We start from the raw sequence: 23,299 nt of genomic DNA, 5'->3' as shown, positions 1-23,299 counted from the left end.
ACCCATCGTTTTGCCCCCATCGTTTTGCCCCCATCGTTTTGCCCCGCATCATCCTGCCTTCCCTCAGTCTGCTCTCCCCAACACCCCGATCTCGCGCAACACCTCGGCGACCTGTTCGCGTTGCGGCTCTAAAAACCGGTTGAAGGGATCGGCGGGCAGGTCTTCACAAATTCCGATCAGGGAGAGTGCCGACTTGGTCGCCTTGATGTGCCGCGAGGCATACTTTCCGATTTCGTAGATTTCCTGGAACTTCAAAATCGTCGCCAAGGCGGCATCGGCCGCTTCGGTGTTGCCGGCTTTGATTGCCCGGTAGCAATCGACAAAGACTCGCGGCATCACGTTGGCACCTCCATTGACGCCCCCATCGCCGCCGAGTTCGAGTGCCTGGGGCAACAACGCTTCGGGGCCGATCAAGACCTGCCAATCACGACGTTGCGATTTCAGTTGGCAAACTTTCCCGAAGTACTCCAGGTCTCCGCTGCTGTCCTTGACGCCGATGATCGAGGGGATCTCGGCAAGCCGCATCAGCGTTTCGATTTCGAACCAGACCTTGGTCAGCCCCGGCATGTTGTACAGCATCAGCGGCAAGGGGATCTTCGGCGCGATACTTTGCACGTAGCGAGTCAGTTCGGTTTGGCCGGCGGGAAAGTAATACGGCGTTGTCAGCACGGCCGCATCCGCGCCGCACTGGGCGGCGTACTCGGCCAGCGCCACCGATTCGACAAACGCGGTGTCGGTGACCCCGACCAACACCGGCACACGCCCGGCCACGATCCGCACCGATTGCTCGATCATCTCGCGACGCAAACGGTAGCTCAAACTGGGCGCTTCGCCGGTGGTCCCCAGGATAAACACGGCGGCAACACCGCCGCCGATGACATGGTCCAGCAACCGTTGCAGCCCGTCATGGTCCAATTGGTCGCGGGCCGACAACGGCGTCACCAACGGAGGCACGATGCCTTGCAACGAAAGCGTGGTTGATTGTGTTTCTGATTGTCCACCGGCATTGTCCGTCACGGCACTTCCCATCGATTGGTTTCCCTGGATTCAATTTCTTGCAGCGTCAGTTGCAGTCCCGAGGCGATGTGACGCTGCATCGCATCGCGCGCCCGCGCGGCGTCCCCGGATCGGATTGCGTCAAGGATCGAGGCATGATCGTCACAGGTCGCTTCCATGATGGTCGCGTCGTAGGCATGTCGATCGGCCGAAAACACGCGTACCAGCGCATTGGAACTTTCGCTGGAACGGACCATCGTTTGATTGCCGGTCGCATCGATGATCAGCATGTGGAACCCGAGGTCCGCCTTTTCAAACTCAGCGGTGTCGCATTTTCCCGCCGTCCGGCTCTTTGTCTTGGCGACCTTGGCGGCGATCGACCGCATCCGTCCCAGGGCACGCTGGATCGCATCGAGTTGCGCGGGGCTGGCCCGCTCGGCCGCCTTGGCCGCCGCGTAGGGCTCGATCGCTTCGCGCATCTCGTACAGTTCGACCAGTTCGTCGCGTCCGATCGTGCGCACGACCGCGCCGAGCTGGGGGACCAGTTCGACGAACCCTTCGTTGGCCAGCAGGCCCATCGCCTCGCGGACCGGCGTGGCGCTGATGCCAAGCTGCTGGCCGATCGGGCCGTAGCGAATCCGGCTCCCCGGCTGGAACTCGCCGGCGATCAACCGCGATCGGAGATGTTGGTAGGCCAATTGGGCGTGGGTGGAAGTCACGGAAGACGCTCAAGTTCATAGAGGTCTATAGACTTTAGCAGGTCGCAAGCGGCGTGCAAGACCCTGCCAGCGGGAAGCGTCAGCGAGCGGCGCGTCAGTCAGCTCACTGATTGAGCTGTTCTTGCACGGTTTCGCGAGAGGCGCGCGTTCCCAGGGCTCCCCACAATCCGTAGGGGCTTTGCGCGCCGGGCACCGACGCGCCGGTGCCACCGCTCCAGACGTTGGTGTGGTGCACGTCACCGGCTTCGATCGAATCGGTCAGGAAGACCACGGCGCCGTCGCCCATCAAGACGTGAACGCCGCCTTGGTGACGGCTGCTGGGCGGGGCGATCCCCATCGAGTTTTCGTCGCCGGCGGCATCGCCACCCAGGCACAGGTCCTTGTTGGGCGGCAGGATGGTGTTCATCGCCGTGTAGACGGTTCCACCGGCGGCCCAGCGAAAGCCGCGTCCTTGATTGCTGGCGGCCAGCGTCGGTGCGGTGCCGCCGTCGGTCCCATCGGACCAAAACCGCGGGCGCTCGGGACTGATGTAGCCCTCGTGCTCGCAGTGATCCGGCTCGTCACGAATCTCATCGTCTTCGCCCTGGATCGAGGCGATCGTTCGTTTGTCGCGATCGCCCAGATCCGTTGTGATTTCGCCGGCAAAGATCGTGTTGGACAAGCCGTCCAAGACGTCGCGGAAACGCATTTGTTTGCGGGCGACAAACGCGCCGCGGCACGATGTGTTCGCTTCGACCGCGATCGCGATCGGCGGTGACGTGACGACGTTGTTGACTTGGTGCCACGGGCCTTGGTCCATCAGCACGACAGAATCCCCCAGGCACGCGGCGTAGTTCGTACGCCCCATCGCCGGCAATCCCGTCCCCGGATCGCTGGGGCAACGCAGCGTCGGAACCTCGACCATCCATGGCGGGTAGTTGGCTTGCGAGGTTCGCGGTCCCATCGCCGGCCAGGGCGGCGTGCGGCGATTGTCCGAATTGGCCAGGTCGGAATTGGGGTTGCTGATCTGGCCCCACAGCGCCTGCTGCTCCATGTAGGGCATCAGCCCGACCCAGATCGATAGATCCATGCGGTTGTCCTGGTCGGTCGATCCGTCCAGGCCGTTGACCCACGTGCCGCCTTTGTAAGTGGGCAGCTGTTTGTAGGCTCCGTGGTAGTTGTGCAGCGAAAGTCCGAGTTGTTTCAAGTTGTTGCTGCAACTCATCCGCCGTGCCGCTTCGCGTGCCGCTTGAACGGCCGGCAACAACAGGCCGACAAGGATCCCGATGATGGCGATGACGACTAATAATTCGACAAGCGTGAACGCTCGCTGCGGGCGCGGGTGGCGCGCACGACTTGAGTGAGGCATGGACATGTGATTGCTAAATGAAGAATGATCGAGCGAACGTTTGCATGGATTCTGCGACATTCAGTTGCGGCGACCTGATAGAAGCTCGGCGATCGCAAAGCAATTTGTCAGCGCTGCACCGCCGGAATCGCGGTCGATATGCGAATGGGGAAGCGACAAGCCCGCTGGACAGACCAGAGACAGCCCCAGGGTTTCATTCAGGCGATCGGCGGGCCGCGGAGACGCGGCCAGGAGACGACGAAGCACTCGACAAACGGCGTATCAACTACCGATTGACGTTCGACAATCGCATCACCGAATACGGCAAGCGACTCGTTGAAAACCGAACCGCCGGTCCAGGCCAAAGCCTGACAGACCGCACAGTGGTCGCTGTCGTGTGAGGGTTCCGGCGATGGCGGTTCGTGATTGTCCGGGGCAGTCGATGGGAGCCGGTGATCATGATGATGCCCACAGCCGGAATGCCCGTGATCGCTTTCGGTGAAACGCAGATCAGTGCGTTCCACTCGCGTCTGAGTTGTCGCCCACACCCCCTCGCAAGCGGCGACGTGCACCCACGCCGCAGATTGGCCCAGCAGGACCAAACCACACAGCAGCACGGAAATCGTCTTGCCGGCCAGCGAGTTCATGTAGGTATTCGGAGTGACTTGATCAACGCAATCGGAGGAGTTGCCTGCCTATACGTTCCAGTGAAGGGCCCGGTTCGTCAAGTTGAAATCCCCGTATTTGCCTATTCCTCCTGTTCCCGACTCAGCGATACCGCTGGCGTTCTTTGGCGCTGACTCGGATGTTGAAGCGATTTTCGTAGCGGCCGGTTTCGTTGACGAAGTCGATTTCGGTGTCTTGATTCTCGAATCGAAAGCGTTGGATCGGCGGCGGGGCAACCGGGCGGATCGAATAGAATTCCAACAGCGAGATCATCTGCCGTTGTAGGGGCACCTCGGCGGCCTCTGGTTGAGCGTCCTCGGGTTCGGCAATCGGATCGCTGAAGTGCTCGATTCGCACCGGCAACCCTTTGCCAAACTTGATTTCGGGATCGTCGTCTTGGGCGATCGCGACGTTGACTCGCGTGGGGAACAGCGGCGGCAGGACGCCGCCGTGCGAGAACGCCGCGACCTGGTCACGGCGAGTCTGTTTCAAAGTCCCGATGACGACCAACAGCGGTCGTCCGGACAGCGAGCTTTTGCCGAGTTTCAAGTCGTAGTCTCGCCGAATGCTGTCGAGCATTTCACTCGGGCCCCCCACCAACATGCTCGGTTTGATGCGGTCGTTGCGACGCAGGGTCCGGGCGCCTTCATCCAACCAGCCCACGTCGACGCGGCTGAGTGACACGACGCCGGCGATCTGGGTGCGGGTCCAAGTCAAACGCCCGTCGCTGATCTGTTGCAGCCGATGTTTTCCATCGCCGTCGTGCATTTCGACTTGGAAGGAAAACTGTCCGCTGCCGCCGCCGACTTGAAGGTAGGTTCCCACGCCCAGCACTTCACGTCCGGCCGTCCGCACGCGCTGTCGGACTTTGCAGTCGAACGCGGCACCGTTGGCCAGCCGGTCGATGACTTGATCGATCAAGGCGGCGGCGCGTTGTTGGTCATTGACGCGTTGCTGTTCGGATCGATGGTCGGGGCCGGCGTTTTCGCCGGGCGGTCCGTGGTCGGTGTGCAGCGATGGCGGTGCTTCGGTCGCCCTCGGCGGCGGCTGGCCAAAGCTGAATGGTGTCGTCAAAGATGAAAGCGTCAGCAGCGTTGCCAGCACACTTCCGATGAACCGTCGACACGCCTTCGCCGTGAAACAACGTTTCACGCGTCGATTCGGCGGATCGGGGTCGTGTCGATCGATCTTCATGGTCGGGTTGTGGCGATTTTTCCAAAGAATCGGGACACAACGTGCCGATGGGTACATCACGTGGCCGTTCTGTCTGCTGCGTGGCGCGAATCGTAGATGCGATTCGGGTCGCACGTCCAGGCAGATCGAGCACAAAGAACTACCTTTGATTTTTCAGCCCAGGCGGGACCGACCCGCAAACCGCATTCGAGCGCGGTGCTACCCAAGGAATGGGGGAAAAGATGAAACGATTCGTCACTCACTTGTCGCTGATTGCGGCTGGTGCGATGGTCGCGACCGGATGCGTACCGACTCGCCACAATTTGCCGCCGGCACAGCAACTGATGGAACCTGGCCCCGGAGTCGGAGGCCCCGGCCCCGGTGTTCTGGGACCGCCGCCGTACGCAGGTGCCATGGCGGCTCCGGCCGGCCCCGGCGGGGTGGCAGCCAACGAGCTGCCCTCGGACGTCGCCTCGGAAATTGCCGCCGCCGGCGGAGAGGCGAGCCAAAGCGAGATCCAGCAGGTCGGATTCGTCCAGCGGATGCAAGGCGGCGGTGCCGCCTGCAGCGGCTGCATGAACGGCTCCAGCGGAACCGTTTCCGGCATGGGCGGCATGATGGTCGCCGCACCGGTCAACCAAGCCGTTCAAGTCACCTTCGGTCGCCCCGAAGGCATGCAAGTCCGCTATGATCAAAGCGGCAGCGGCATGTTCGACAGCGAACCATTGATCGTCCCCGCCCGCCAAAACTTTCCCCAGGGTGGCTTGTTCCGCATCAAGCTGACCAACATCCCGGGGCGCGAAGGCGTGGAACTGTATCCGACGATCGAGTTGGCTTACGCCAATCCGCGTACCGGCGCCTACCTGGCCCACAATTCGATCCCGCTTCAGTTTGACGAAGAGGATTTCGATCAGGTCGTCACCGGTAACTTTGTCACCAAGGTGCTGTACTTGCCCGATCCCGATTTCCAAGGCCCGGCCCTGGCAGGGATTGATACCCTGGTCAGCACCCGGCTGGATCCGGGGGTGGACCCGATCGTCGAAGCCGACCGTCGTGGTTCGATCCTGGCAATCATCCGATTGGGTGACAAGGACATCGAAATGCCCGGCTCGGGCGGCATGGGTCTGGGAATGGCTCCGCCGATCGCCGGACTGCCGGCTCCGTTCGCCCCGGCGTCGACCGAAGGCTGCTGCCCCGAAGGTGGCGTCTGTGCAACCGCTCCGCCGCAATTGCCCGGCATGATCGCCGGCGTCAATGCACCCCAATACGGCATGCCGATCAGCGGCACTCCGATCGGGTTGCCCGGACCGCCGCACATCCCGTTGGGATCGCCCGCCGGATTGAAAAAGCACGTGATGAAAAATCGCACGCCGATGAATCTGCCACGACCGGTCGGGACCATGAAAACGACCGTGCGACACCAGCCCGGGTACAGCTATCCCAACCCGGTCAGCCGGGTGCGGATCACCGAGCAGAACATCCATCCGGGTGCTCCTGCCGGACGCCCCCTCTTTGAGGGCAGCCAGTCAGTCGATCCGAATTGCCAACCCTGATCCCAGGGCGTAGCAATTCGGAGGGCTGATCGAGGTAACTGTTGAAAGCACGCGGCGTCGGCATCTGATTCTCGGATGACCGACGCCCACGTTTGAGTGAACCACTATGCAAACCAGGCCGAAAACCATCGCCATCGCGATCGACATGCCCGAATCGAGTCACCGTGCTGGTGCAATGGTTTGCATGTTCGCCTTTCTGCTACTGATCATCCTGTCCAGCAGCGTCGCCGGGCTGTTCAGCAGCGTCGCCGGCGCAGCCGAACCACTGCCCACCGGTGGCCGACATCCGCTGTATCACAAAGCACTGCCTCCGGGAGCGATTTGGCAAAGCCCCGCGGCGGTGACCATGCACCAAGGCGCGTTTCAACCGGTCGCGTTCTCGGGACCCGAGGGAACCGAGTTCTCACTGCCGCTAGCGGGCAGCCACGCCGAAAGCGAGCCGAACCTGATGGCCGGATTGATGGTCGGTGCGGTGTACCGTTTTCGAATCACCGGCATCCCCGGGGCGATCGGCGCCGAACTGTATCCGACCGTCGAATTGATCGGCCGCACCTATCCGCCACCCGGACTGGAAACGCTTTATCCGATCCCGATCAACCTGAGCGAGACGGATTTGGAAGAGGCCCTCGACGGCAACTTGGTCACGCGGGTGATCTACCTGGAAGATCCCCAAACGGCGATCCCGCTGGCCCAACAACGAACCGAGTCGCGGCCGATCGATATCCCCTTGGACCAGGACGCGCTTGCCACCGCCGATTCACTCGGTCGACCGATCGCCATCGTGCGTCTCGGTTCCAAGTCACCGCCGCGCAATCCGGCACTGGAATCACAGTTTTATTTCGGCTTTCCCGCCTGGGCACCGATTTACAAACCCGATCCCGCGCCGCAGCAACCGTGATCGATTCAATCGTCGCCGGTTGAACACACCCTTTGCTCCCGACTCACCTTTCACATCATCCGACCATGATCCACTGCTTTGCATCTCGCGGCTTTTTCTGTCGGGGCACGTACGCCGCAATGCCATTGCTGGCATCGATGATGGTCTTGGCCGGGTGCCAGTCACCGGGGGCGACCAAGGGATTGCGGTTGCCGGGGACACCCCATCTGCCGGGCATCCACCAGGCCCCGACACCCGAGTTGACTCCCGGTGGGAAAACACCGGCGGTCCCCGGCGTCGCCGACACGTCATCGGTCCAGTCCGCGGGGCAACCGGCCGCTGCAACAAGTGAAGTCGCCCAAGTCGGCTATTTCGGTCGTTTGAGCGATCAGGCGGGCCAACCCTCCGGAACCTGCCAGGGGTGCATTCAAAGCACCGAGGGGGCCGCGTGCCAAGCATGTGCCCCTGCCACGTCGCCGTTTGCGATGGGACAGCCGCTGGATCCGCAAGAATTCTTGTGCAACGGCGGCGACGTTCCCCCGCAAGCACGCGTGATGGTGGACGACCGGATCGGCGGGCTGGAGCCCCAAGATGCCGTGGTTCACTACACCACCGAAGCCGGCAAGATCGAGGTCCAGCAAAGCAACACCGTCTGTCTGTATTCGCCTCGCTTTGGCGCCGTACGTCAAGTCAGCGGTGCGGTGGCCGGAGAGAAGGCGATCGGACTTCGCGGCACTTCGCAGCCCGTCGGCCCGACCGGCATTGGGTTGACGCAGCCCAGCCTGGTCGTCGGCGAAAGTCTGGAACTGGCCCGTGCGGACGTCGCTCGACGCGTCGACGCGATGCGTGATCGCAACCGCGGCGTGCCGGTCGAAGGCATCGTGCAACCGCTGCTGGCCGAAGACGCGTTGGAAATCCTGGCGACGCTGGACGCGATTTCGCCCAATCGTTTGGACGAATCCCAAATCGCCATCTTGCAGCAAGGCGCCGTGGCCGCCCAATCCTGGATGGTCCGCGATGCGGTCGAAGTCATGATCGAGAGCCTGACACCGCCGGTGCTGACGCGTGACGCCAAAGTCGAAGGGTTCGTCGAATACGATTTCCCCGATGCCGGACGATTGCAAATCATCAAGGTCGCCGACAAGCAACATGCCCAACAGGGTGACGAAGTGTCGTTCGCGATTCACGTGCAAAACGTCGGCGACTCGCCGGTCAGCAACATCGAAATCGCCGACAGCCTGAACGGGCGACTGGAGTATCTCGAAGACTCGCAGCAATGCGATCGCACGGCTGAATTCACCACCACCGGAAACGCCGCCGGTTCGGTAAGGATGAAGTGGACACTCGCCGAGCCGCTGGCCGTCGGCGAGACCGCCAAGATCGAGTTCAAGTGCCGGGTGCGGTAGGGCAACGCGAGGTTGCGACCTGGGGGAAATCCAATTGACCTCCGACCGGATAGAGGAATGCGTCACCGCAGGTCGATGATTTCGTCAGCCCCGGATCCGCCATCAACTGACGTGCCTGGAGTGATTCGAGCGTGAGTTAACGTTTTCGGCGGCAGTAGCGCCTCCGTTTCGAATGGAACATCGTTCTGCACCCGTACCGGGATCGAGTAGCGTTTGGCGGCTGAAATCCAGTCCGCCGCAACAACTAACCCGGTCCGGCACCGATCCTGCGCGGCGAAGAAAATAATCCGGGAAATAGCTCCCCAATTCATCTTCCTCCCCAAGTGGCTTGGGCATCAATGTTGGTGCCCAGGCTTTAGCCGCCAACGGTCGCTGCTTCGCAGGGAGAGGAGTCGCCCAAAGGCTAGACACCAACGGCGCTGGTGTTCAGGCTTGAGCCGCTGCTACGCTGCGGTTAGTGAATTCGGCCGCACTTGGGACAGCGCTGGGCAGCCGCGGCGCTGACCTTTGCCGAGGCGGTGGCTTTCGTTGAGACGACATTCTTTGCCGACGCAGCGGCCTTCACCAACCCACGGATCGGTTTGGGCGTCAGGTGCGCGGTCTTGATGATCGGGTAACTGTTGGGATTGATCAACGCCCGTCCGCTGCCGCCGCGACCGACGAACACCATGTACCGCTCTCCATCAGCCCCGGTTGCGATCCCCGCACCGGCGTATCGGAAATCACACTCCGTCGCACAGGTCAACCATCCCCAGGTTGCCGTCGCTTCGCCGCAACCCTCGGTCCAACCGCCCGGTACCGAAGGCCCTTGGTGCCCGTTCTTCAACCCGCGGGCGGCTCGGTACTCCGCCTTTCGCTGCGCGAACTTGGTCATCTCGGGGTCTTCGATCAATTCCGGCAATCCCGCCCCGCGGCGCCACGCGTTGACTTCGTCGAACGCGCCCCCTTGGGCGATAGCGGCGGAGGTCAATGCAAACGCGACGAGAAGCATCCAACGTGATTTCATCAAAACAATCCCTTTTCATCTGTGAATTCGCGAAAACGGGTCAGGAACACATGGCACGGGTATCGGCGCTGGTGTTCTAGCCTTTAGGCGATTCCCGGTCGCTGTTTCGCAGCGACAGCGGGCGGCTGAAGCCTGCACACCAGCGGTTCCTGCCCTTTTCACAGCCCGACGCGAAATGACGGGCTGGCAGAAACCTATGCCCGCGGGCCAAAACCGACAACCCGACCGGCGGGCCGAACCGCACCAGCAGGGTGAGCGAGTGACAGACGAACAGATCGTGGCGACGTGGTCCGACGGACACCAGGCCAGGGGACCGATCGGAATCAGCGAGAGATAACGTGAACACCGACAGGAAGAAAACCCACGGATGGCAGCGCGAACCCAGGGATCCCTAACCGCTTTCCATCCGTGGGTTCGCGCTGCTATCCGTGGGCTGATTTGTCCGTGGGCTGATTCAAGATTTGTCAGCCGACGGTTTCATCGACGCGGCGGCATGATCCCGAAAGTCTTGGCGACTTCCGCTACTTTAGAATCGGCCCAGCTAACCGTTCACCGTCGGCGGTCAGGATCTGAAAGTGATGGATGCCGACCTTTTGCCCGTCGGCGTATTGCCACACGACCTTCTTGTCCGGTGTGACTTCGAACATCTTTGGCGCTTTGGGATCCGTCCGTCCGGCGGCGTAGCTGGTGATGACGATGTTTCCACTGGGCAGCACTTGAGCGCCGCACGGGTCTTGCAACCAGTTACCGGGAAGATCCTCGTTGGTCAGCGTCCAAACGATCTTGCCGGACGCGTCAAAATCCACGACGCGGTTTCCATGAGTGCAACAAACCAGGGTGCGACCATCGCCGTGTCGGATCGCGGTGAACGGCCAGGTATGGATTTCATGATCCCGATCGCCCGGGACCGTGGTGTCCAGTTTGCCCAACACCTTCCCCTCGGGCGAATAGTGATACACGGCAAAGTCGAACAGGTGCGGCGCGAGATACGTTCCATCGGCGATCTTACGCGCCATCCGCGTCTGCATATGGTGATTCTTCTTTTGACACGCCAACGGGAACTCCAGGATGACGTCGCCGCTGGAGCTGATCTCCAACAACCGGGGATTGTCTCCCGCCTCGGTGATGACAAACGTGCCGTCGCCGGTCGGCTGGGCACTATTGACTTCGCTTTGGGTGCCTTCCCAAATCACAGTCTCCTTTCCACCGGGAGCGATACTGACGACGGCTCCACCACGATGGCGTTTCGATTTGCTGAGCGTCAGGATGATCGTGCCGTCCTCAAGCACGTAACCGTCGCGTGTGGCCGCGGGATAGGTCCAGCTCGGTTTCCCGTCGGCCTCCATGATGTAGGTGTTCTTTCCGCATGCGAGAAAGCGATGCGTCGTTTCTTCCGCATGCACGTGATTGCAAACGCCGACCAGGAAAATCGCGGCTACCAGCAGACATCGTCTCATTGGGTCTCTCTTCCGTTCAAGTGGTTGATACCGCGGCATTTCAGAGTCATAGCAATGCGTCGGCCGTCGTCAGTTTATTCGCTTCGTAACTCATTGTCGCCCTCCGCTTCGATACACAGGATCTCTTTCATCGTGTGCGCGTACAGACGCTCGTTCGCATAGGTCACGGTCGCCAGCGTCCAAGTTTCTCCGCCGGTGCCGAGATCATTGACGCTGACCAGTGCTTCGGGCGTCAACGCATCGATGTCCGTATCGATCACGTAAACCGTTCCGGTCACGACCGGCAGAAACAGGTAGCGGCCGACGCGTGTCGGACTCGCCGCGGAGATGTGTCCCCATCCCGTGCCCGTTTGGCCCTTGTCTCCCACGGCGAATCCGGACGCGTTGGTCGGACGGTTGCTCGGGTTGCCCTTGCCCCAAAGCCAAACATCCTTGTCGCGTGTCTCCGTGTCGGCCATCAACTGGGCCGGCAGCTCAAGGTATTCGACAACGCCGCTTTCCACGTTGACTCGGCCCAGGTAGTGGACGTTGTGGGAGAGAAACCAATGCCAGTCGCCGATCACAAGGTTGGCCTGATTTGTATTCGGATGGCCCTTGCCGGCTTTCACCGCGACATGGGTCTGCTTCGTCCAATCACCGTTGTCGGAATCAAACTTCCAAAGCGTTGCGTCGGTGTACAGCGGTTGTTCGCGCAACAGTTTTCCGGAAACCGCATCGAGCACAACATGTTTGCCGCCGCGAAAACCGAACACGTACTTCTGGTTCCAATGCGATGCGAACGAAGGGTCGTAACGCTCCAGCGACGTGCTCCAAATCGTCTTGCCCGCTTCGCCGGGGGCAAGTCGGGTCAGACTGTGCCCGGCGGGTGTTTCGAGCGGCCGATGCGGACCGCCACGGGCATGCGACACGGCCAACTTGCCGTCGGCCGTTCGACCGACCACCGGTGTGTTGTGGACGACCGTTCCAACGTTTTCCCGCCACAGGACTTTCCCGGTCCGCTTGTCGATCCCATGCAGATAGGTCCAAACTTGTTTCTCGTCGACACCCTCCGGCACATCGGTACCGGCCGACTTCTTCCCCGGGGCCGCCCACTTTTGGATTTTCTCCCCGTGTTCCTTGTCGGCCACTTCGACGTACAAGATCACGTCCCCGACCAGGTAGGGTTCGGCTTGGCGGTTGTTGTGCTTGAATCGCGGTTTCCATGTCCGCGTCCAGACCTGGTTGCCCGCCATGTCGTAACAGCCCATCGAACCACAGCGATTGAAAAACCAAACGTGTTCGCCGTCGGTGATCGGCGCGAAGACGGTTCCATCGGTGAATCCGCCCGCCAAGGAAATGAAGGCGGTGCCCGGCAGCGTGACCTGCCACAGTCTCTTTCCGGTGTTCGCGTCAAGGCAGAATCCGATGATGTCGGTCACCGCCTCCTTTTCCTCGATCGTCTCGATCGGCACATGCGTCGTGACAAAAACACGATCGCGCCAGACCGTCACGCCGCTCATCCCGGCTTCCGGCATCGGCGTCCGCCAACGAATGTTCTCGTTCCGCGTGGCACTCCAACGCAGCGGCGGATCGCCGTCCACCTGCCAGTTGCCGTTGGGTCCGGACGGCTGATGCCACGTGTCACCGGCGGACAACTCGATGCCGGCAAAACACAACACCAGCGCAATTGTGACAGACAAAAACTTCATTCGTGCTTGTTCCGCAGGGATTATTGTGACGGGGATTCACGGGCAGGATGCCCTGAGATTTGAAACAGATAGCCGCCGGCAGAATCCGATTCTGCCTCAGTGTAATCGACCCGGCGCACCGTCGGAGCAACGGTTGGTGTTTAGCCTTTAGGCGATTCCCGGTCGCTGCGATGCAGCGACCGGGGCGGTTTAATCCTGCACACCATCGCTTGTGCCGGTAAGTGAATCGCAAACTGATTGATGCTCAAGCGAATAACTGGCTTGAGCCGGTGCGATTGCTGTTTGGCGAATCGTGGCAGCGGAAAGGGTTCATTGGTCCACTGGCCGTGGAACTTGAAAGGAACGAGCGATGAGCTTGGCTGGCCGTCCTTGATGCATTCGCCACAACGCGGGGGCTGAGCGCAGTGTCGCGACGGATTCGAATTAGCCCACGGATGAGAAGCAGCCTGGGATCCGTGGGGACGCGCTGCCATCCGTGGGAGTCGGGGAGAGAGGGCAGAATGATGGGTGGGTAGGGAAGTGGAGGCTGATCGCGATCGGAGGCGGTGTCAGCTTGCGTCGACGACCAATGCGGTGGCTTGCAGTTCGGAGATCCGTGTTCGGAATCGTTTGAAATCCTCCGAGTCGCTTTCGGAGGTGTTGAGATTTTTGAACAGCCCGATCAACTCGGTGAAGAACACACGTGCTTGCTCTTTGTCTGCAAACGCGTACTCGTCATTGATCAGTTTCAAACACAACAAGAACATCTCCTTTTGACGCTCCAGTGGCACGGAGACGTCGACCGGATCGAACGCATCTTGTTGCAGATAGACCATGTCCAGGAAAAACGCTTTCTGGTGCGTCACGTAATCTTCGATCGAAATTCCTTCTTCGCCGGTCACCTGCATCATCTGGTCGATACTCTCGCCGTCGCGCAACAACTGGTGCATTTTTGAAACGGCGGCGGTCCAATGGGGATCGACTTCGGATTTAAAAAACGGCGCCAATTGATCTCGATACCGCGACCACGAAATCAACGGATCGATCGCCGGGTAGAACCGTTTGTAGGCGCGGTCATAGGACAATCCTAAAAAGCATTTGACCGTGCCCAAGGTCGACTGGGTCACAGGTTCTTCGAAATTGCCACCGGCGGGCGAGACCGATCCGATCATGGTCAAACTGCCGGTCTGGCCGTCGGCCATCCGCAACACCCCGGCCCGCTCATACAGCTCCTTGATGGCGCTGTCCAAATACGCCGGAAACGCCTCTTCACCGGGGATCTCTTCCAACCGTCCGCTGGTTTCCCGCATCGCTTGAGCCCAGCGGGACGTTGAATCGGCCAACAACAACACGTCCAAGCCCATTTGCCGGTAGTACTCGCCCAACGTGATGCCGGTGTAAATGGACGCTTCACGTGCCGCGACGGGCATCGACGAGGTGTTGCAGATGATGATCGTGCGGTCCATCAGCTTTCCGCCGGTGCGTGGATCGGGCATCTCGGCAAAATCATGAATCGTCTCGACGACTTCGCCGGCGCGTTCGCCGCAGGCGACGACGATCACGACGTCGACGGTGCTGTAGCGGGCGATCAATCCCTGCAGCACGGTCTTGCCGGCACCGAAGGGTCCCGGGATGCATGCCGTCCCGCCACGGGCGATTGGGAAAAACGTGTCGATGATTCGCGTCGTGGTGATCAACGGTTGCGACGGAAATTCGCGTTCGATCAACCGTTGTTGCTGCATCAATGCCGAAATCGGGCGGCGAACGGGCCAGGTTTGCACGAGCGGAATCTGGACGTCGCGTCCTCTGGCATCGGTCAGCGTGGCGACGTTCGCATCGGTCCGCAATCGACCTTCGGCGATCGATTTGACCGTCATCGTGCCGGCCGCATCGAAGGGAACCATGATCTTGTGAACGATGTTCCGTTCCGGCGTCGTTCCCAGCACCTCGCCGGCGACAACTTGATCGCCGACCGTGCACAACGGGGTGAAATCCCAGGTCGTGTCGGCGGCCAGGGCGGCAACGTCGCGTCCACGTTTGAGAAAAAAACCGTCCAGCTCGGCCAATTCGCCCAGCGGGTTTTGCAAGCCGTCATAGACCGTGCCCAGCAGCCCCGGGCCGAGCGACACCGACAACATCTCGCCGGACAATTCGACATTGTCCCCATAGCGAACCCCGTCGGTCTCTTCAAACACCTGCAACTCGGCTTGGTCATCGTTGACCCGCAACACCTCGGCCTTCAACCGTTCGTCACCGACACAAACGTAAGCGACCTCGTTCTTCATGATCCGCATGCCGGACACCTTGATGCGGACGATGTTCCCATTGACACCCAATACGGTTGCGGTGCCCGAGCCGTGGTCTTTGGCGGTAGCGTTCATCGTATCTCCAATGGTCTAAAAGATCGTCAGCGCGAGGTTTGCAAAATGTCTTCGACCAGGTCGTTGAACCGTTGCCGGCCCCGCTGCTCGTCCTGGCTGGCCCAACGATGCAGGATCTCCCAACGGGCCAGGTACAATACGACGGATTCGAACGTAAAGTTGTAGTGGTCGTCCAAGCGACACCAAAGATTCCACAGTTCCGTGAACAGATGCCACTGGGCGCGTTTGGGTTGATCGTCGTCAAGCGCCTGACAGAAACGCGACAGCCAATCGAAGCGGTGGTTCAGCCGAAAACAGGGTTCGTCCCAGTGCCGACGGATCCAGACCGACAGCGGCAGCTCGGGGAATTCGGGCTGGGGCAATCCGTCGCGTTGGCAGCGGAGTGCGGCCACGACGGTTCGCATCTCGATCCGGTGGTTGACCAGACGAGCAACCAGCGGATGACGGATTTCAGAAACCAAGCGGCGATGGGTGTCACGAATTTCGGCATCACTGCGGTCGCGCGGTTGCCGGTCCCAGCGAAAAAAGTCGGACACCTGCTGGATGATCTCCCGATCGCGTTGGCCGAGCATCGACAGCCGATGCCACAACGTGGCCGCCGTGATCGGAATCGGGCCGTCGTCAAAATCTCGCGGCAGCGGCGGAAGCGATGCGATCAGCGTGTAGTAGGATTCCATTTCGAATCAGGCATCCCCGTCGAGCGAACTGATCCGCTGTCGAAATTTGGGGGCCAAGAAACGCATCAGCGCCGCGGTGACCGCTTCGTCGCTAAAGTTGATCTCGACGTCGTCCTGAACGATTTGGACGCGAAACCCGTGGGTCAACGTGCGATCGGCTTTCAATTCCACACCGCGACGCAACATCTCCGCCGCCTGGCCTTTGATGAACGCATCGACCGACTTGTCTTGCCCATCGGCGACCAAAAGATTCAATTTGACCGCCGGCTCGTTTTCTGCGCTGCCGGGTCCGCGATCGATCGCCGCGATCGCCTGGGCAGTGACATCTTTGATCAATTGGATCAAGAAACTTGAATCGTCAAACCGCTCGCGAACCAATCCGCCGACCCAACTGCGGAATTCGTGTTGGAGTTGTTCTTTCAGTTTTAAACTGGTGTCACGGCTGGCCAGCTGGAGCGCGCGTTTGCCGTTGGTTTCGGTCCGCTGGGCCTGTTTCTGTGCCTCGGCGGCGATCCCGTCGGCTTCGGCGCGGGCCGCATCGATGATCTTGGCCGCCTGCTTCTTGGCTTCGGCCAACAACGCCTCGGCCTGTTGTTGGCCTTCTTGAACGCCTTCGGATTTCAACCGGTCGATCAATTCCTGAACGCCGACACCGGTATCCGGTTTCGCGGTAGCGTCCGCTTGGGGTTCGTCAGGCTGCCCCGATTGGACGGGAGATGAAGATGACATGGAATCAGGAACCTCCGGCCGCAGCGGGCAAACCGCCTGCGAGGATCAAAGCGAAAACAAACGCAAACACGGCAAAGCCTTCGACAATCGCCGCCGGTGCGACCGACAGCCCGAACACCTCGGGTTTGCTCTTGGTGGCGTGAATCGCCGACGCACAACATTTTCCTTGGAACCAGCCGCTGAACAACAACGCCAATCCGCACAGCACCCCGATCGCAAACATCCCCGGGGCGGCCTGGATTTGGAAACTGCCGTTCATCGACAACATCACGACAATGCCGTAGATGGTTTGCGAGGACGGCAGCGCGGAGACGCCGATCAGTCGCCCGTAGCCGCCTTCGACGTCCAGCATCGCACCGCAAGCGGCTTGCCCGCCGGCGGCACAGCCCAGAATGCTGCCGATCGCGCCTAAAAACAGCGGGGCATAGACGCCGACCCTGCCCATCATTTCTATCATCGACTCGTCCATCACTTGTTCGCTCTCATTTCAAAGGCCTGGAACGGTTGCCCCTCGTCAGTCAGGGACCAGCTAAAAAATTCAATGCAGTTCAATCGCAATCCGTGGACCACGCCGCTGACGACCGCCAAGACAAAGTTCAACGTGTGCCCCAAGAGAAACACCAGGATGCCCAACAGGATCCCCACCCCTTTGACCTCCGCCGCATCGGACGCCATTTGGTTGAATAACAGTGCCAGTTGAGCACTCGCCAACCCGAGGGCGAACAGACGCAAGTAACTGAGTGCGTCGCCAAACGCCTTGGTCACACCGGTCAGCCCCAACACGCCATCAAGACATCGCCCCAGCAGGTCGCGTGGTCGGAACGAAAACACCGGTCGTGTGCTGGAAAACAGGAACACCAGCAACAGCCCGCCGCCCAACATCCACCACCCGGTGCTTGATGTCGTCTCCGACCATCGTGCCGCATCGCCTCCGAACCGCTCGGCCATCAGCCCCATCATGTCGGGTTTTGGTAACAAGGTCAGCGTCAACAACCATCCCCCGACCAGTGCGATCACCCAGCCGACGGCCGAGAGCGCATGCCCGCTGCCCAGCCAGCGCCAGGCGACCACCGCGTTGGCCAGGACCAGATGAAAGACGCCGATCGTGCCCGAGATCAACATCATCGCTTCTTGATCTCGCATGATCCCGACGCCACCACTTTTGATCACCAGGGCGTCCAGCCAGCTTCCCGGAGCCGGGACGACACCGAAGAAGCTTCCGATCAACACTCCATACACGATCGTGATCACGACCATGAATACGGCCAATTGCCGAAACTTGCGCCCCGCGGCGGTTTGGCCCAGTCGCCGGGCGGACAGGGCCACCAGGAACCCCAGCACGACGCCATAGCCGGCATCGGCCAGGATCATGGCGAAGAACGCGGCAAAGGAAAAGAACATCACCCACGTCGGGTCCCAGGCGCGATAGCCCGGCGTCATGAAGAACGTCACGGCACCTTCGGCACCGGCGATCGGCGCGGGGTTGCTCAGCAGCGTCGGCGGCAATTCATCGTTTTCAGGTGGGCTGTGGTGCAACGCCAACGTGTTTTGCCGGGCGAAGGTTTCCAGGGCCGGCAATTGACGACGCGGTGCCCAGCCCTGCAAGGCAAACACCGGACCATCGACCAACGAACGTTGCTTGGCATTCATCCGCGCCGTCTCGTCCTCGGTGGCCGCCAGTGCGTCTCGCAAGCAACCCAGCCAGCGTGTCAGGGCGATCCGCCGCACTTGAAGCTGTTCTCGCTGTTCCCCGATTTCCGTCAACCGCGACTGCAATTGAGACAACGAGCGCGGGTCCAGCTCTTCCGGTTCGATGGGCATCCCGGCAGGTGGATCTTTGGCGACGATCACCCAGTATTCGTATTGAGGATCGGTGTTGACGACGTTGACGTAGCCGTCGGCGAAAACCGACGCCGACACCTGACGGGCTTCGCGGTGCAGCAGCCGGTAAAAAAAGAACCGGCGTCCCCGCAGTTCATCCGCGGTGGACAACTGAAAATCACCCCAGGGCCGAGTTTGCTCGATCCTCTCGGCCACCAACTCCTGTTCTTCGGCCAAGGCTCGCGATTCGGATTCGATTTGCAACACTTCGCCGGCGATTCGCTGGACGTCCCCCGGACGGATCGCGGCGAGAGTCGTCGTACTCTTTGACGGTGACGATCCGGGCCGCTTTTCCGGACAGTTCTCCAGATAGACGATCGCCGCTTTTAAGTCCTCGGCGCGGATCCCTGTTCCGTGCGGTTTGCCGCCGTCGTTGACCAGATCGACCACATGCACACAGCCCAATCGCTGCAAGTCCGCCAAGACTCGGTCGCGGTGTTTCAATTCACCGATCAACGTCACGCGGCGGAGTGGAACGATGGCCATGTGCTGCTCCTCCGCTTCTACCGGCTCTTGGCAATTTTCGAGCGCACGACCGCCGCACGCTCTTGGTCGGACAAAAAGATCACGATGCGTCGAATGTTCTCCTCGGCTTTCGGAATCAGAACCTTGTCAAACAAATTCACCCGTTGCGTCACACGCCGCAGCGCCGCGCCGAGTGCCTCGGTGCGCTGTCGGGCGACGTCCATTTGGACGCGGAGCCGAACCATTTGCTTGAGTGCGTTGACGAGTGAATCGACCCAGAACGGCATTGCCAAACGCGAGTACGGGTCGACTTGCAAATGCAGTTCGCCGAACTTCGGGACGGCGGTGCCGACGACATTTTCCGTGGTCACGTCGATCTTGGTGACGCGGACCCACTGGGCCATTTCGGCGATGTCGATCGTCGATCCGCCGATCAGGGCGTACAGTGTTTGCAGATCATCGCCGACGCGGCTGACCTCGGCCTGGATCCCCGCCAGCTCCTGCTTGGATGTTCGCCAAGCGGCCTGCAACTGCTGGCGTTTCAGTTCCAACGAGGGCAAGAAACGGCGGTAAAGTTTTGCTTGATCGCGTTGTCGTTTCAGCGTCGTCTTGTTCAGGGCCAGCGTCATGATGCGGGGTAATACTTGTTCAACAGTTTTTCGCGGATCAACAACTCTTGCGGCTCAAAGCACTCCGCCATCGTTTTCCAGCCCAGGTCCAGAGCTTGTTCCAGTGGCACGGCGACATCGAACCGCATGAAACGCTGGGTGAACAGTTCGCCGAACTTGAGCAGTTTGTGGTCCATCGCCGATAATTCGAACGCCATCTGCTGTTTCTGTTCGGCTTGGCGTGCGCCGGAGTACAAACGGATCATCGTGTTCATCACCGCCGAGTGGTCTTCGCGAGTGACTTTGCCGATCACCTGCTGCTTCAAACGGGACAGCGAACCGAAGGGGTCGATCATGCCGTCGTGCAAATAGAATTGACCTTCGGTGATGTAACCGGTGTTGTCGGGCACCGGGTGCGTCACATCGTTTCCGGGCATGGTGGTCACGGCCAACAACGTCACCGAACCGGCGCCGCGGTAATCACAGGCCCGCTCGTAGCGCAGCGCCAACTGGCTGTACAAGTCGCCCATGTAGCCGCGGTTGGAAGGGATGCGTTCCATCGCGACGCCGATTTCTTTGAGCGCGTCGGCAAAGGCGGTCATGTCCGTCATCAACACCAGCACCCGTTTGTTCTGCTCCACGGCAAACCGCTCGGCGACTTTCAACGCCAAATCCGGCGCCAACAAGCGTTCCACGATCGGATCCGACGCCCGGTTGGCGAACATCACCGTGCGGGGAAACACGCCTTCGTTTTCGAACGTGTCGCGGAAGAAATGAAACTCGTCAAAGATCAATCCCAACCCGCAAAACACGACCACGTCGGCGTCGGCTTGAATCGCGATCCGGGCCAGCAATTCGTTGTACGGTTCGCCCGCGATCGAAAAGATTGGGATCTTTTGGCTTTCGACCAGACAATTGAAGATGTCGATCATGGGGACCTGGGTCTCGATCATCTTCGACGGCACGACCCGCCGCATCGGATTGACCGAAGGGCCGCCGACGTCGACGCGGCGTTGGCCCAACAACTCCGGTCCGCCGTCGATCGGCTGGCCGACGCCGTTGAAGATTCGTCCCAGGATGTCATCGCAAAACAATACCTGTGCCGCGTGCCCCAGAAAGCTGACCCGCGCATCCGATCGCAGCCCCTTGCCGCCGGAGAACACTTGCAGCGACACACGCTCACAATCGATCTCGGTGACCTGGGCCAGCGATGTCGTGCCGTCGCTGTTTTTCACCCAAGCCAACTCGCCGAGCGCGACTCCACTGGCATGAATCGTCAGGATGTCTCCGACGATCGAGAGCACCCGGGTATGCGAGAATAAATCTGGAAATGACACAACGATGCGCCCCGCACTGGAGTTTGATTTCACGACATCATCACGGCATCGCGATGATGAATCAATGCCACTTTTAGTCAGCGCGACGACCGTCCAATCATTCGAGACGAAAGACCGCACACGCCTTCGACCGGTTCAATTCGTCACCTCATCTCACCCTCCAAACACGTTCCTTCTGACACCGTCACCCCTTTGCCATCGAGCAATGTCGACAGCTCGTCGAGCACAACGGGATCTTCGATCGTCGACGGGGGCTGCCAGGGTTGTCCTTCAGACATCTGTCGCATCGTTCGCCGCAAGATCTTTCCGGAACGGGTCTTGGGCAAACGCTCCGCGACGATCACGTGTTTCAACGCCGCGACCGGGCCGACTTGTTCACGCACCCGATGGATCAGTTCCGCTTCCAACGCCGACGGTTCCAACGTCACGTTGGATTTGAGCACGACGAACCCCAACGGGACTTGGCCCTTGATCGCGTCGGCAACACCGATCACCGCGCATTCGGCGACCGCGGGATGCCCGGCCAACGCTTCTTCCATCGTCGCGGTCGAGAGCCGGTGGCCGGCAACATTGATCACATCGTCCATCCGGCCGGTGATGTAGAAGTAGCCATCCTTGTCGCGATAACCGCCGTCACCCGATGCATAGTATCCGGGGTATTCGACCAGATAGGCGTTCTTGAATCGCGCGGTGTTGCGCCACAGGTTGGGCAGACAACCTGGCGGCAAAGGTAGCCGAACCGCCACCGCGCCTTCCTTGCCCGCCGACAGCTCGTGCCCCTGTCGATCGAGAATGCGTATGTCATATCCGCACACCGGTTTCGTCGCCGAACCAGGACGGATCGGCATCAGTTTCAATCCGGCCATGTTGGCAATCATCGGCCAACCGGATTCGGTCTGCCACCAGTGATCGATGACAGGGACATGCAAGGTACGTTCGGCCCAATCGAGCGTTGCGACGTCACAGCGTTCCCCGGCAACGAACAAATAGCGGAGACAACTTGTGTCATATCCGCGCGCCTTTTGCCCCTCGGGATCTTCGCGTTTGATGGCGCGGATGGCCGTCGGGGCGGCAAACATCGACCGCACACGGTGCTCGGCGACGACACGCCAAAACGCACCAGCGTCGGGAGTCCGAATCGGCTTGCCTTCAAACAGCACCGTGGTGCAACCCTGAACCAACGGCCCGTACACGATACACGAATGTCCCACCACCCAACCGACATCCGATGCGGCCCAAAACACCTCACCCGGCTGAACACCGTAGACGTATTGCATGCTGTACTTCATCGCCACGGCGTGACCACCATGATCGCGCAAGATCCCCTTGGGACGTCCCGTCGTGCCGGAGGTGTACAGCACATACAGCGGATCGGTGGCCAAAACCGGCACACAGTCGATCGGATCCGCCGACGCGACCAGTGCCTCCCAATCGAAATCTCGCCCGGGATGCAGATCGACTCGATGAAAATCGCGCTGATACATCACACAATACGCCGGCGAGTGTGCGGATTCGGCCAATGCGGCGTCGATCATCGTGCCATAGTCGACCACACGGTCGACTTCCTTGCCGGCGCTGGCAGCCAGAATCACCTTGGGTTGCAGGTCGTCGATACGGACAGCCAACTCGTGCGCCGCGAATCCTCCGAACACGACCGAGTGGATCGCCCCCAAACGGGCACAGGCCAGCATCGCCACGACAATTTGCGGGATCATCGGCATGTAGATGATCACCGCATCGCCCCGGTCGACGCCCAGCTGACGCAACGCACCGGCCAGCCGAGCGACTTCGTCTCGCAGTTGACGAAACGTGTAACGGCGTGATGTCTGCGTTACCGGCGAATCGTAGATCAGCGCCGTTTGCTCACCACGTCCCTGGTCCAGATGCCAGTCCAACGCCAAGTAGGCGGTGTTCAACTGCCCGTCGGGAAACCAGCGATCAAATCCCTCTTCGTCCCGGGACAAAATCTGTTTGGGCTCGCGAAACCACGCGATCTGCCGCGCCTGCTCCCGCCAAAACGCCTCGGGCTGTTCGATGCTGTGACGGTATTGCCGCTGGTAAGTCATCTTGACACGTTCTCTGGACGCCGAGGGCACAATTTGGGGCGACGATCGGCAGGAGACGCCAACGCACAGCCACCAAGGAGAGAGCAAACGATGGGCCAGAAGATGAAGCCGAAGTGAAAAAACACTCGGGATGTCGGCAGGATCATTGCGATCGCTGCTCTGATCAGCGGCCAGGACTACGTCGAAGCCGCCGGTAACGTTCGCTTGGCGACCCATGTCGTTCGCGCCGCCGAGTCCGCCCTGGAATCGATGAAGACCGGCATCGATGAAGACCGGCATCGGTGAAGACCGGCATCGGTGATTCAATC

General features: G+C 60.5%; 20 protein-coding genes. 3 read left to right on the top strand and 17 right to left on the bottom strand.

The genetic code is table 11. From position 1 onward, the window contains the following. Positions 1 to 63: 63 nt before the first annotated feature. The 5 genes from H1B37_RS11720 to H1B37_RS11700 all read right to left on the bottom strand — a co-directional run bounded on the left by H1B37_RS11720 (position 64) and on the right by H1B37_RS11700 (position 4,902). Positions 64 to 1,029, bottom strand: coding sequence for a dihydrodipicolinate synthase family protein (locus H1B37_RS11720; protein ID WP_182866841.1), 966 nt, complete (start codon positions 1,027 to 1,029; stop codon positions 64 to 66). Then, on the bottom strand, positions 1,014 to 1,715 hold the full coding sequence (locus tag H1B37_RS11715) for a GntR family transcriptional regulator (protein WP_182866840.1): 702 nt from the start codon (positions 1,713 to 1,715) through the stop codon (positions 1,014 to 1,016). The genes H1B37_RS11720 and H1B37_RS11715 overlap by 16 nt, the downstream gene beginning before the upstream one ends. 103 nt (positions 1,716 to 1,818) lie before the next feature. Next, complete coding sequence (locus H1B37_RS11710) at positions 1,819 to 3,063, bottom strand: DUF1559 domain-containing protein (RefSeq protein ID WP_182866839.1); 1,245 nt, start codon at positions 3,061 to 3,063, stop codon at positions 1,819 to 1,821. 197 nt (positions 3,064 to 3,260) lie between these two features. Then, positions 3,261 to 3,689, bottom strand: coding sequence for a hypothetical protein (locus H1B37_RS11705; protein WP_182866838.1), 429 nt, complete (start codon positions 3,687 to 3,689; stop codon positions 3,261 to 3,263). A gap of 121 nt (positions 3,690 to 3,810) precedes the next feature. Continuing rightward, positions 3,811 to 4,902: a hypothetical protein gene (locus H1B37_RS11700; RefSeq protein WP_182866837.1), complete on the bottom strand. Its 1,092-nt coding sequence runs from the start codon at positions 4,900 to 4,902 to the stop codon at positions 3,811 to 3,813. A gap of 221 nt (positions 4,903 to 5,123) precedes the next feature. Here H1B37_RS11700 and H1B37_RS11695 point away from each other — a divergent pair, with 221 nt between their 5' ends. The 3 genes from H1B37_RS11695 (at position 5,124) to H1B37_RS11685 (ending at position 8,717) form a co-directional block, all read left to right on the top strand. Beyond that, positions 5,124 to 6,434 carry a hypothetical protein gene (locus H1B37_RS11695; protein WP_182866836.1) on the top strand — a complete coding sequence of 437 codons (1,311 nt, stop codon included), beginning with the start codon at positions 5,124 to 5,126 and terminating at the stop codon, positions 6,432 to 6,434. Between the two features lie 106 nt (positions 6,435 to 6,540). Then, positions 6,541 to 7,332, top strand: coding sequence for a hypothetical protein (locus tag H1B37_RS11690; protein ID WP_286177647.1), 792 nt, complete (start codon positions 6,541 to 6,543; stop codon positions 7,330 to 7,332). Between the two features lie 119 nt (positions 7,333 to 7,451). Then, positions 7,452 to 8,717: a DUF11 domain-containing protein gene (locus H1B37_RS11685; RefSeq protein WP_286177645.1), complete on the top strand. Its 1,266-nt coding sequence runs from the start codon at positions 7,452 to 7,454 to the stop codon at positions 8,715 to 8,717. A 62-nt stretch (positions 8,718 to 8,779) separates the two neighbouring features. On the opposite strand, the gene H1B37_RS11680 is transcribed toward H1B37_RS11685, so the two are convergent. From H1B37_RS11680 to H1B37_RS11625, 12 genes are all read right to left on the bottom strand, one after another. Continuing rightward, positions 8,780 to 9,028, bottom strand: coding sequence for a hypothetical protein (locus tag H1B37_RS11680; RefSeq protein WP_182866834.1), 249 nt, complete (start codon positions 9,026 to 9,028; stop codon positions 8,780 to 8,782). A 143-nt stretch (positions 9,029 to 9,171) separates the two neighbouring features. Next, positions 9,172 to 9,723, bottom strand: coding sequence for a CAP domain-containing protein (locus tag H1B37_RS11675; RefSeq protein ID WP_182866833.1), 552 nt, complete (start codon positions 9,721 to 9,723; stop codon positions 9,172 to 9,174). Between the two features lie 521 nt (positions 9,724 to 10,244). After that, positions 10,245 to 11,180, bottom strand: a complete 936-nt coding sequence (locus H1B37_RS11670) for a hypothetical protein (RefSeq protein WP_182866832.1) — start codon at positions 11,178 to 11,180, stop codon at positions 10,245 to 10,247. Between the two features lie 74 nt (positions 11,181 to 11,254). After that, entirely contained in the window at positions 11,255 to 12,868 is a 1,614-nt protein-coding gene (locus H1B37_RS11665) for an outer membrane protein assembly factor BamB family protein (RefSeq protein ID WP_182866831.1), read from the bottom strand. Between the two features lie 548 nt (positions 12,869 to 13,416). Next, positions 13,417 to 15,228, bottom strand: coding sequence for a V-type ATP synthase subunit A (locus H1B37_RS11660; protein ID WP_182866830.1), 1,812 nt, complete (start codon positions 15,226 to 15,228; stop codon positions 13,417 to 13,419). 26 nt (positions 15,229 to 15,254) lie between these two features. Next, positions 15,255 to 15,905 carry a DUF2764 family protein gene (locus H1B37_RS11655; RefSeq protein WP_182866829.1) on the bottom strand — a complete coding sequence of 217 codons (651 nt, stop codon included), beginning with the start codon at positions 15,903 to 15,905 and terminating at the stop codon, positions 15,255 to 15,257. A gap of 6 nt (positions 15,906 to 15,911) precedes the next feature. Next, a complete protein-coding gene (locus tag H1B37_RS11650; protein WP_182866828.1) occupies positions 15,912 to 16,634 on the bottom strand; it encodes a hypothetical protein in 723 nt (240 codons plus the stop codon). Positions 16,635 to 16,638: 4 nt separating this feature from the next. Then, entirely contained in the window at positions 16,639 to 17,103 is a 465-nt protein-coding gene (locus tag H1B37_RS11645; protein ID WP_182866827.1) for an ATP synthase subunit C, read from the bottom strand. Continuing rightward, positions 17,103 to 19,001 carry a V-type ATP synthase subunit I gene (locus tag H1B37_RS11640; RefSeq protein WP_182866826.1) on the bottom strand — a complete coding sequence of 633 codons (1,899 nt, stop codon included), beginning with the start codon at positions 18,999 to 19,001 and terminating at the stop codon, positions 17,103 to 17,105. Before H1B37_RS11640 ends, H1B37_RS11645 begins: the two co-directional genes overlap by 1 nt. Positions 19,002 to 19,018: 17 nt before the next feature. Next, positions 19,019 to 19,609 carry a V-type ATP synthase subunit D gene (locus H1B37_RS11635; RefSeq protein WP_182866825.1) on the bottom strand — a complete coding sequence of 197 codons (591 nt, stop codon included), beginning with the start codon at positions 19,607 to 19,609 and terminating at the stop codon, positions 19,019 to 19,021. Beyond that, a complete protein-coding gene (locus H1B37_RS11630) occupies positions 19,606 to 20,892 on the bottom strand; it encodes a V-type ATP synthase subunit B (protein WP_182866824.1) in 1,287 nt (428 codons plus the stop codon). Before H1B37_RS11630 ends, H1B37_RS11635 begins: the two co-directional genes overlap by 4 nt. Before the next feature lie 176 nt (positions 20,893 to 21,068). Further along, positions 21,069 to 23,270 (bottom strand): propionyl-CoA synthetase, encoded by a 2,202-nt coding sequence (locus H1B37_RS11625; protein ID WP_286177644.1) that lies wholly within the window; start codon positions 23,268 to 23,270, stop codon positions 21,069 to 21,071. Positions 23,271 to 23,299 lie beyond the last annotated feature (29 nt).

It is taken from the genome of Stieleria mannarensis, from assembly GCF_014154935.1.
Lineage (GTDB): Bacteria > Planctomycetota > Planctomycetia > Pirellulales > Pirellulaceae > Stieleria > Stieleria mannarensis.
The sequence above is the reverse complement of the archived record's forward strand: the minus strand, read 5'-3'. Positions and strand labels throughout refer to the sequence as shown.

Bases quoted from the DNA above. Each gene is read 5' to 3' on its own strand.
- H1B37_RS11720 (WP_182866841.1), bottom strand. From the start codon at position 1,029: ATGGGAAGTGCCGTGACGGACAATGCCGGTGGACAATCAGAAACACAA.
- H1B37_RS11710 (WP_182866839.1), bottom strand. From the start codon at position 3,063: ATGCCTCACTCAAGTCGTGCGCGCCACCCGCGCCCGCAGCGAGCGTTC.
- H1B37_RS11705 (WP_182866838.1), bottom strand. From the start codon at position 3,689: ATGAACTCGCTGGCCGGCAAGACGATTTCCGTGCTGCTGTGTGGTTTG.
- H1B37_RS11700 (WP_182866837.1), bottom strand. From the start codon at position 4,902: ATGAAGATCGATCGACACGACCCCGATCCGCCGAATCGACGCGTGAAA.
- H1B37_RS11695 (WP_182866836.1), top strand. From the start codon at position 5,124: ATGAAACGATTCGTCACTCACTTGTCGCTGATTGCGGCTGGTGCGATG.
- H1B37_RS11690 (WP_286177647.1), top strand. From the start codon at position 6,541: ATGCAAACCAGGCCGAAAACCATCGCCATCGCGATCGACATGCCCGAA.
- H1B37_RS11685 (WP_286177645.1), top strand. From the start codon at position 7,452: ATGCCATTGCTGGCATCGATGATGGTCTTGGCCGGGTGCCAGTCACCG.
- H1B37_RS11680 (WP_182866834.1), bottom strand. From the start codon at position 9,028: ATGAATTGGGGAGCTATTTCCCGGATTATTTTCTTCGCCGCGCAGGAT.
- H1B37_RS11675 (WP_182866833.1), bottom strand. From the start codon at position 9,723: ATGAAATCACGTTGGATGCTTCTCGTCGCGTTTGCATTGACCTCCGCC.
- H1B37_RS11670 (WP_182866832.1), bottom strand. From the start codon at position 11,180: ATGAGACGATGTCTGCTGGTAGCCGCGATTTTCCTGGTCGGCGTTTGC.
- H1B37_RS11665 (WP_182866831.1), bottom strand. From the start codon at position 12,868: ATGAAGTTTTTGTCTGTCACAATTGCGCTGGTGTTGTGTTTTGCCGGC.
- H1B37_RS11660 (WP_182866830.1), bottom strand. From the start codon at position 15,228: ATGAACGCTACCGCCAAAGACCACGGCTCGGGCACCGCAACCGTATTG.
- H1B37_RS11655 (WP_182866829.1), bottom strand. From the start codon at position 15,905: ATGGAATCCTACTACACGCTGATCGCATCGCTTCCGCCGCTGCCGCGA.
- H1B37_RS11650 (WP_182866828.1), bottom strand. From the start codon at position 16,634: ATGTCATCTTCATCTCCCGTCCAATCGGGGCAGCCTGACGAACCCCAA.
- H1B37_RS11645 (WP_182866827.1), bottom strand. From the start codon at position 17,103: ATGGACGAGTCGATGATAGAAATGATGGGCAGGGTCGGCGTCTATGCC.
- H1B37_RS11640 (WP_182866826.1), bottom strand. From the start codon at position 19,001: ATGGCCATCGTTCCACTCCGCCGCGTGACGTTGATCGGTGAATTGAAA.
- H1B37_RS11635 (WP_182866825.1), bottom strand. From the start codon at position 19,609: ATGACGCTGGCCCTGAACAAGACGACGCTGAAACGACAACGCGATCAA.
- H1B37_RS11625 (WP_286177644.1), bottom strand. From the start codon at position 23,270: ATGCCGGTCTTCATCGATGCCGGTCTTCATCGATTCCAGGGCGGACTC.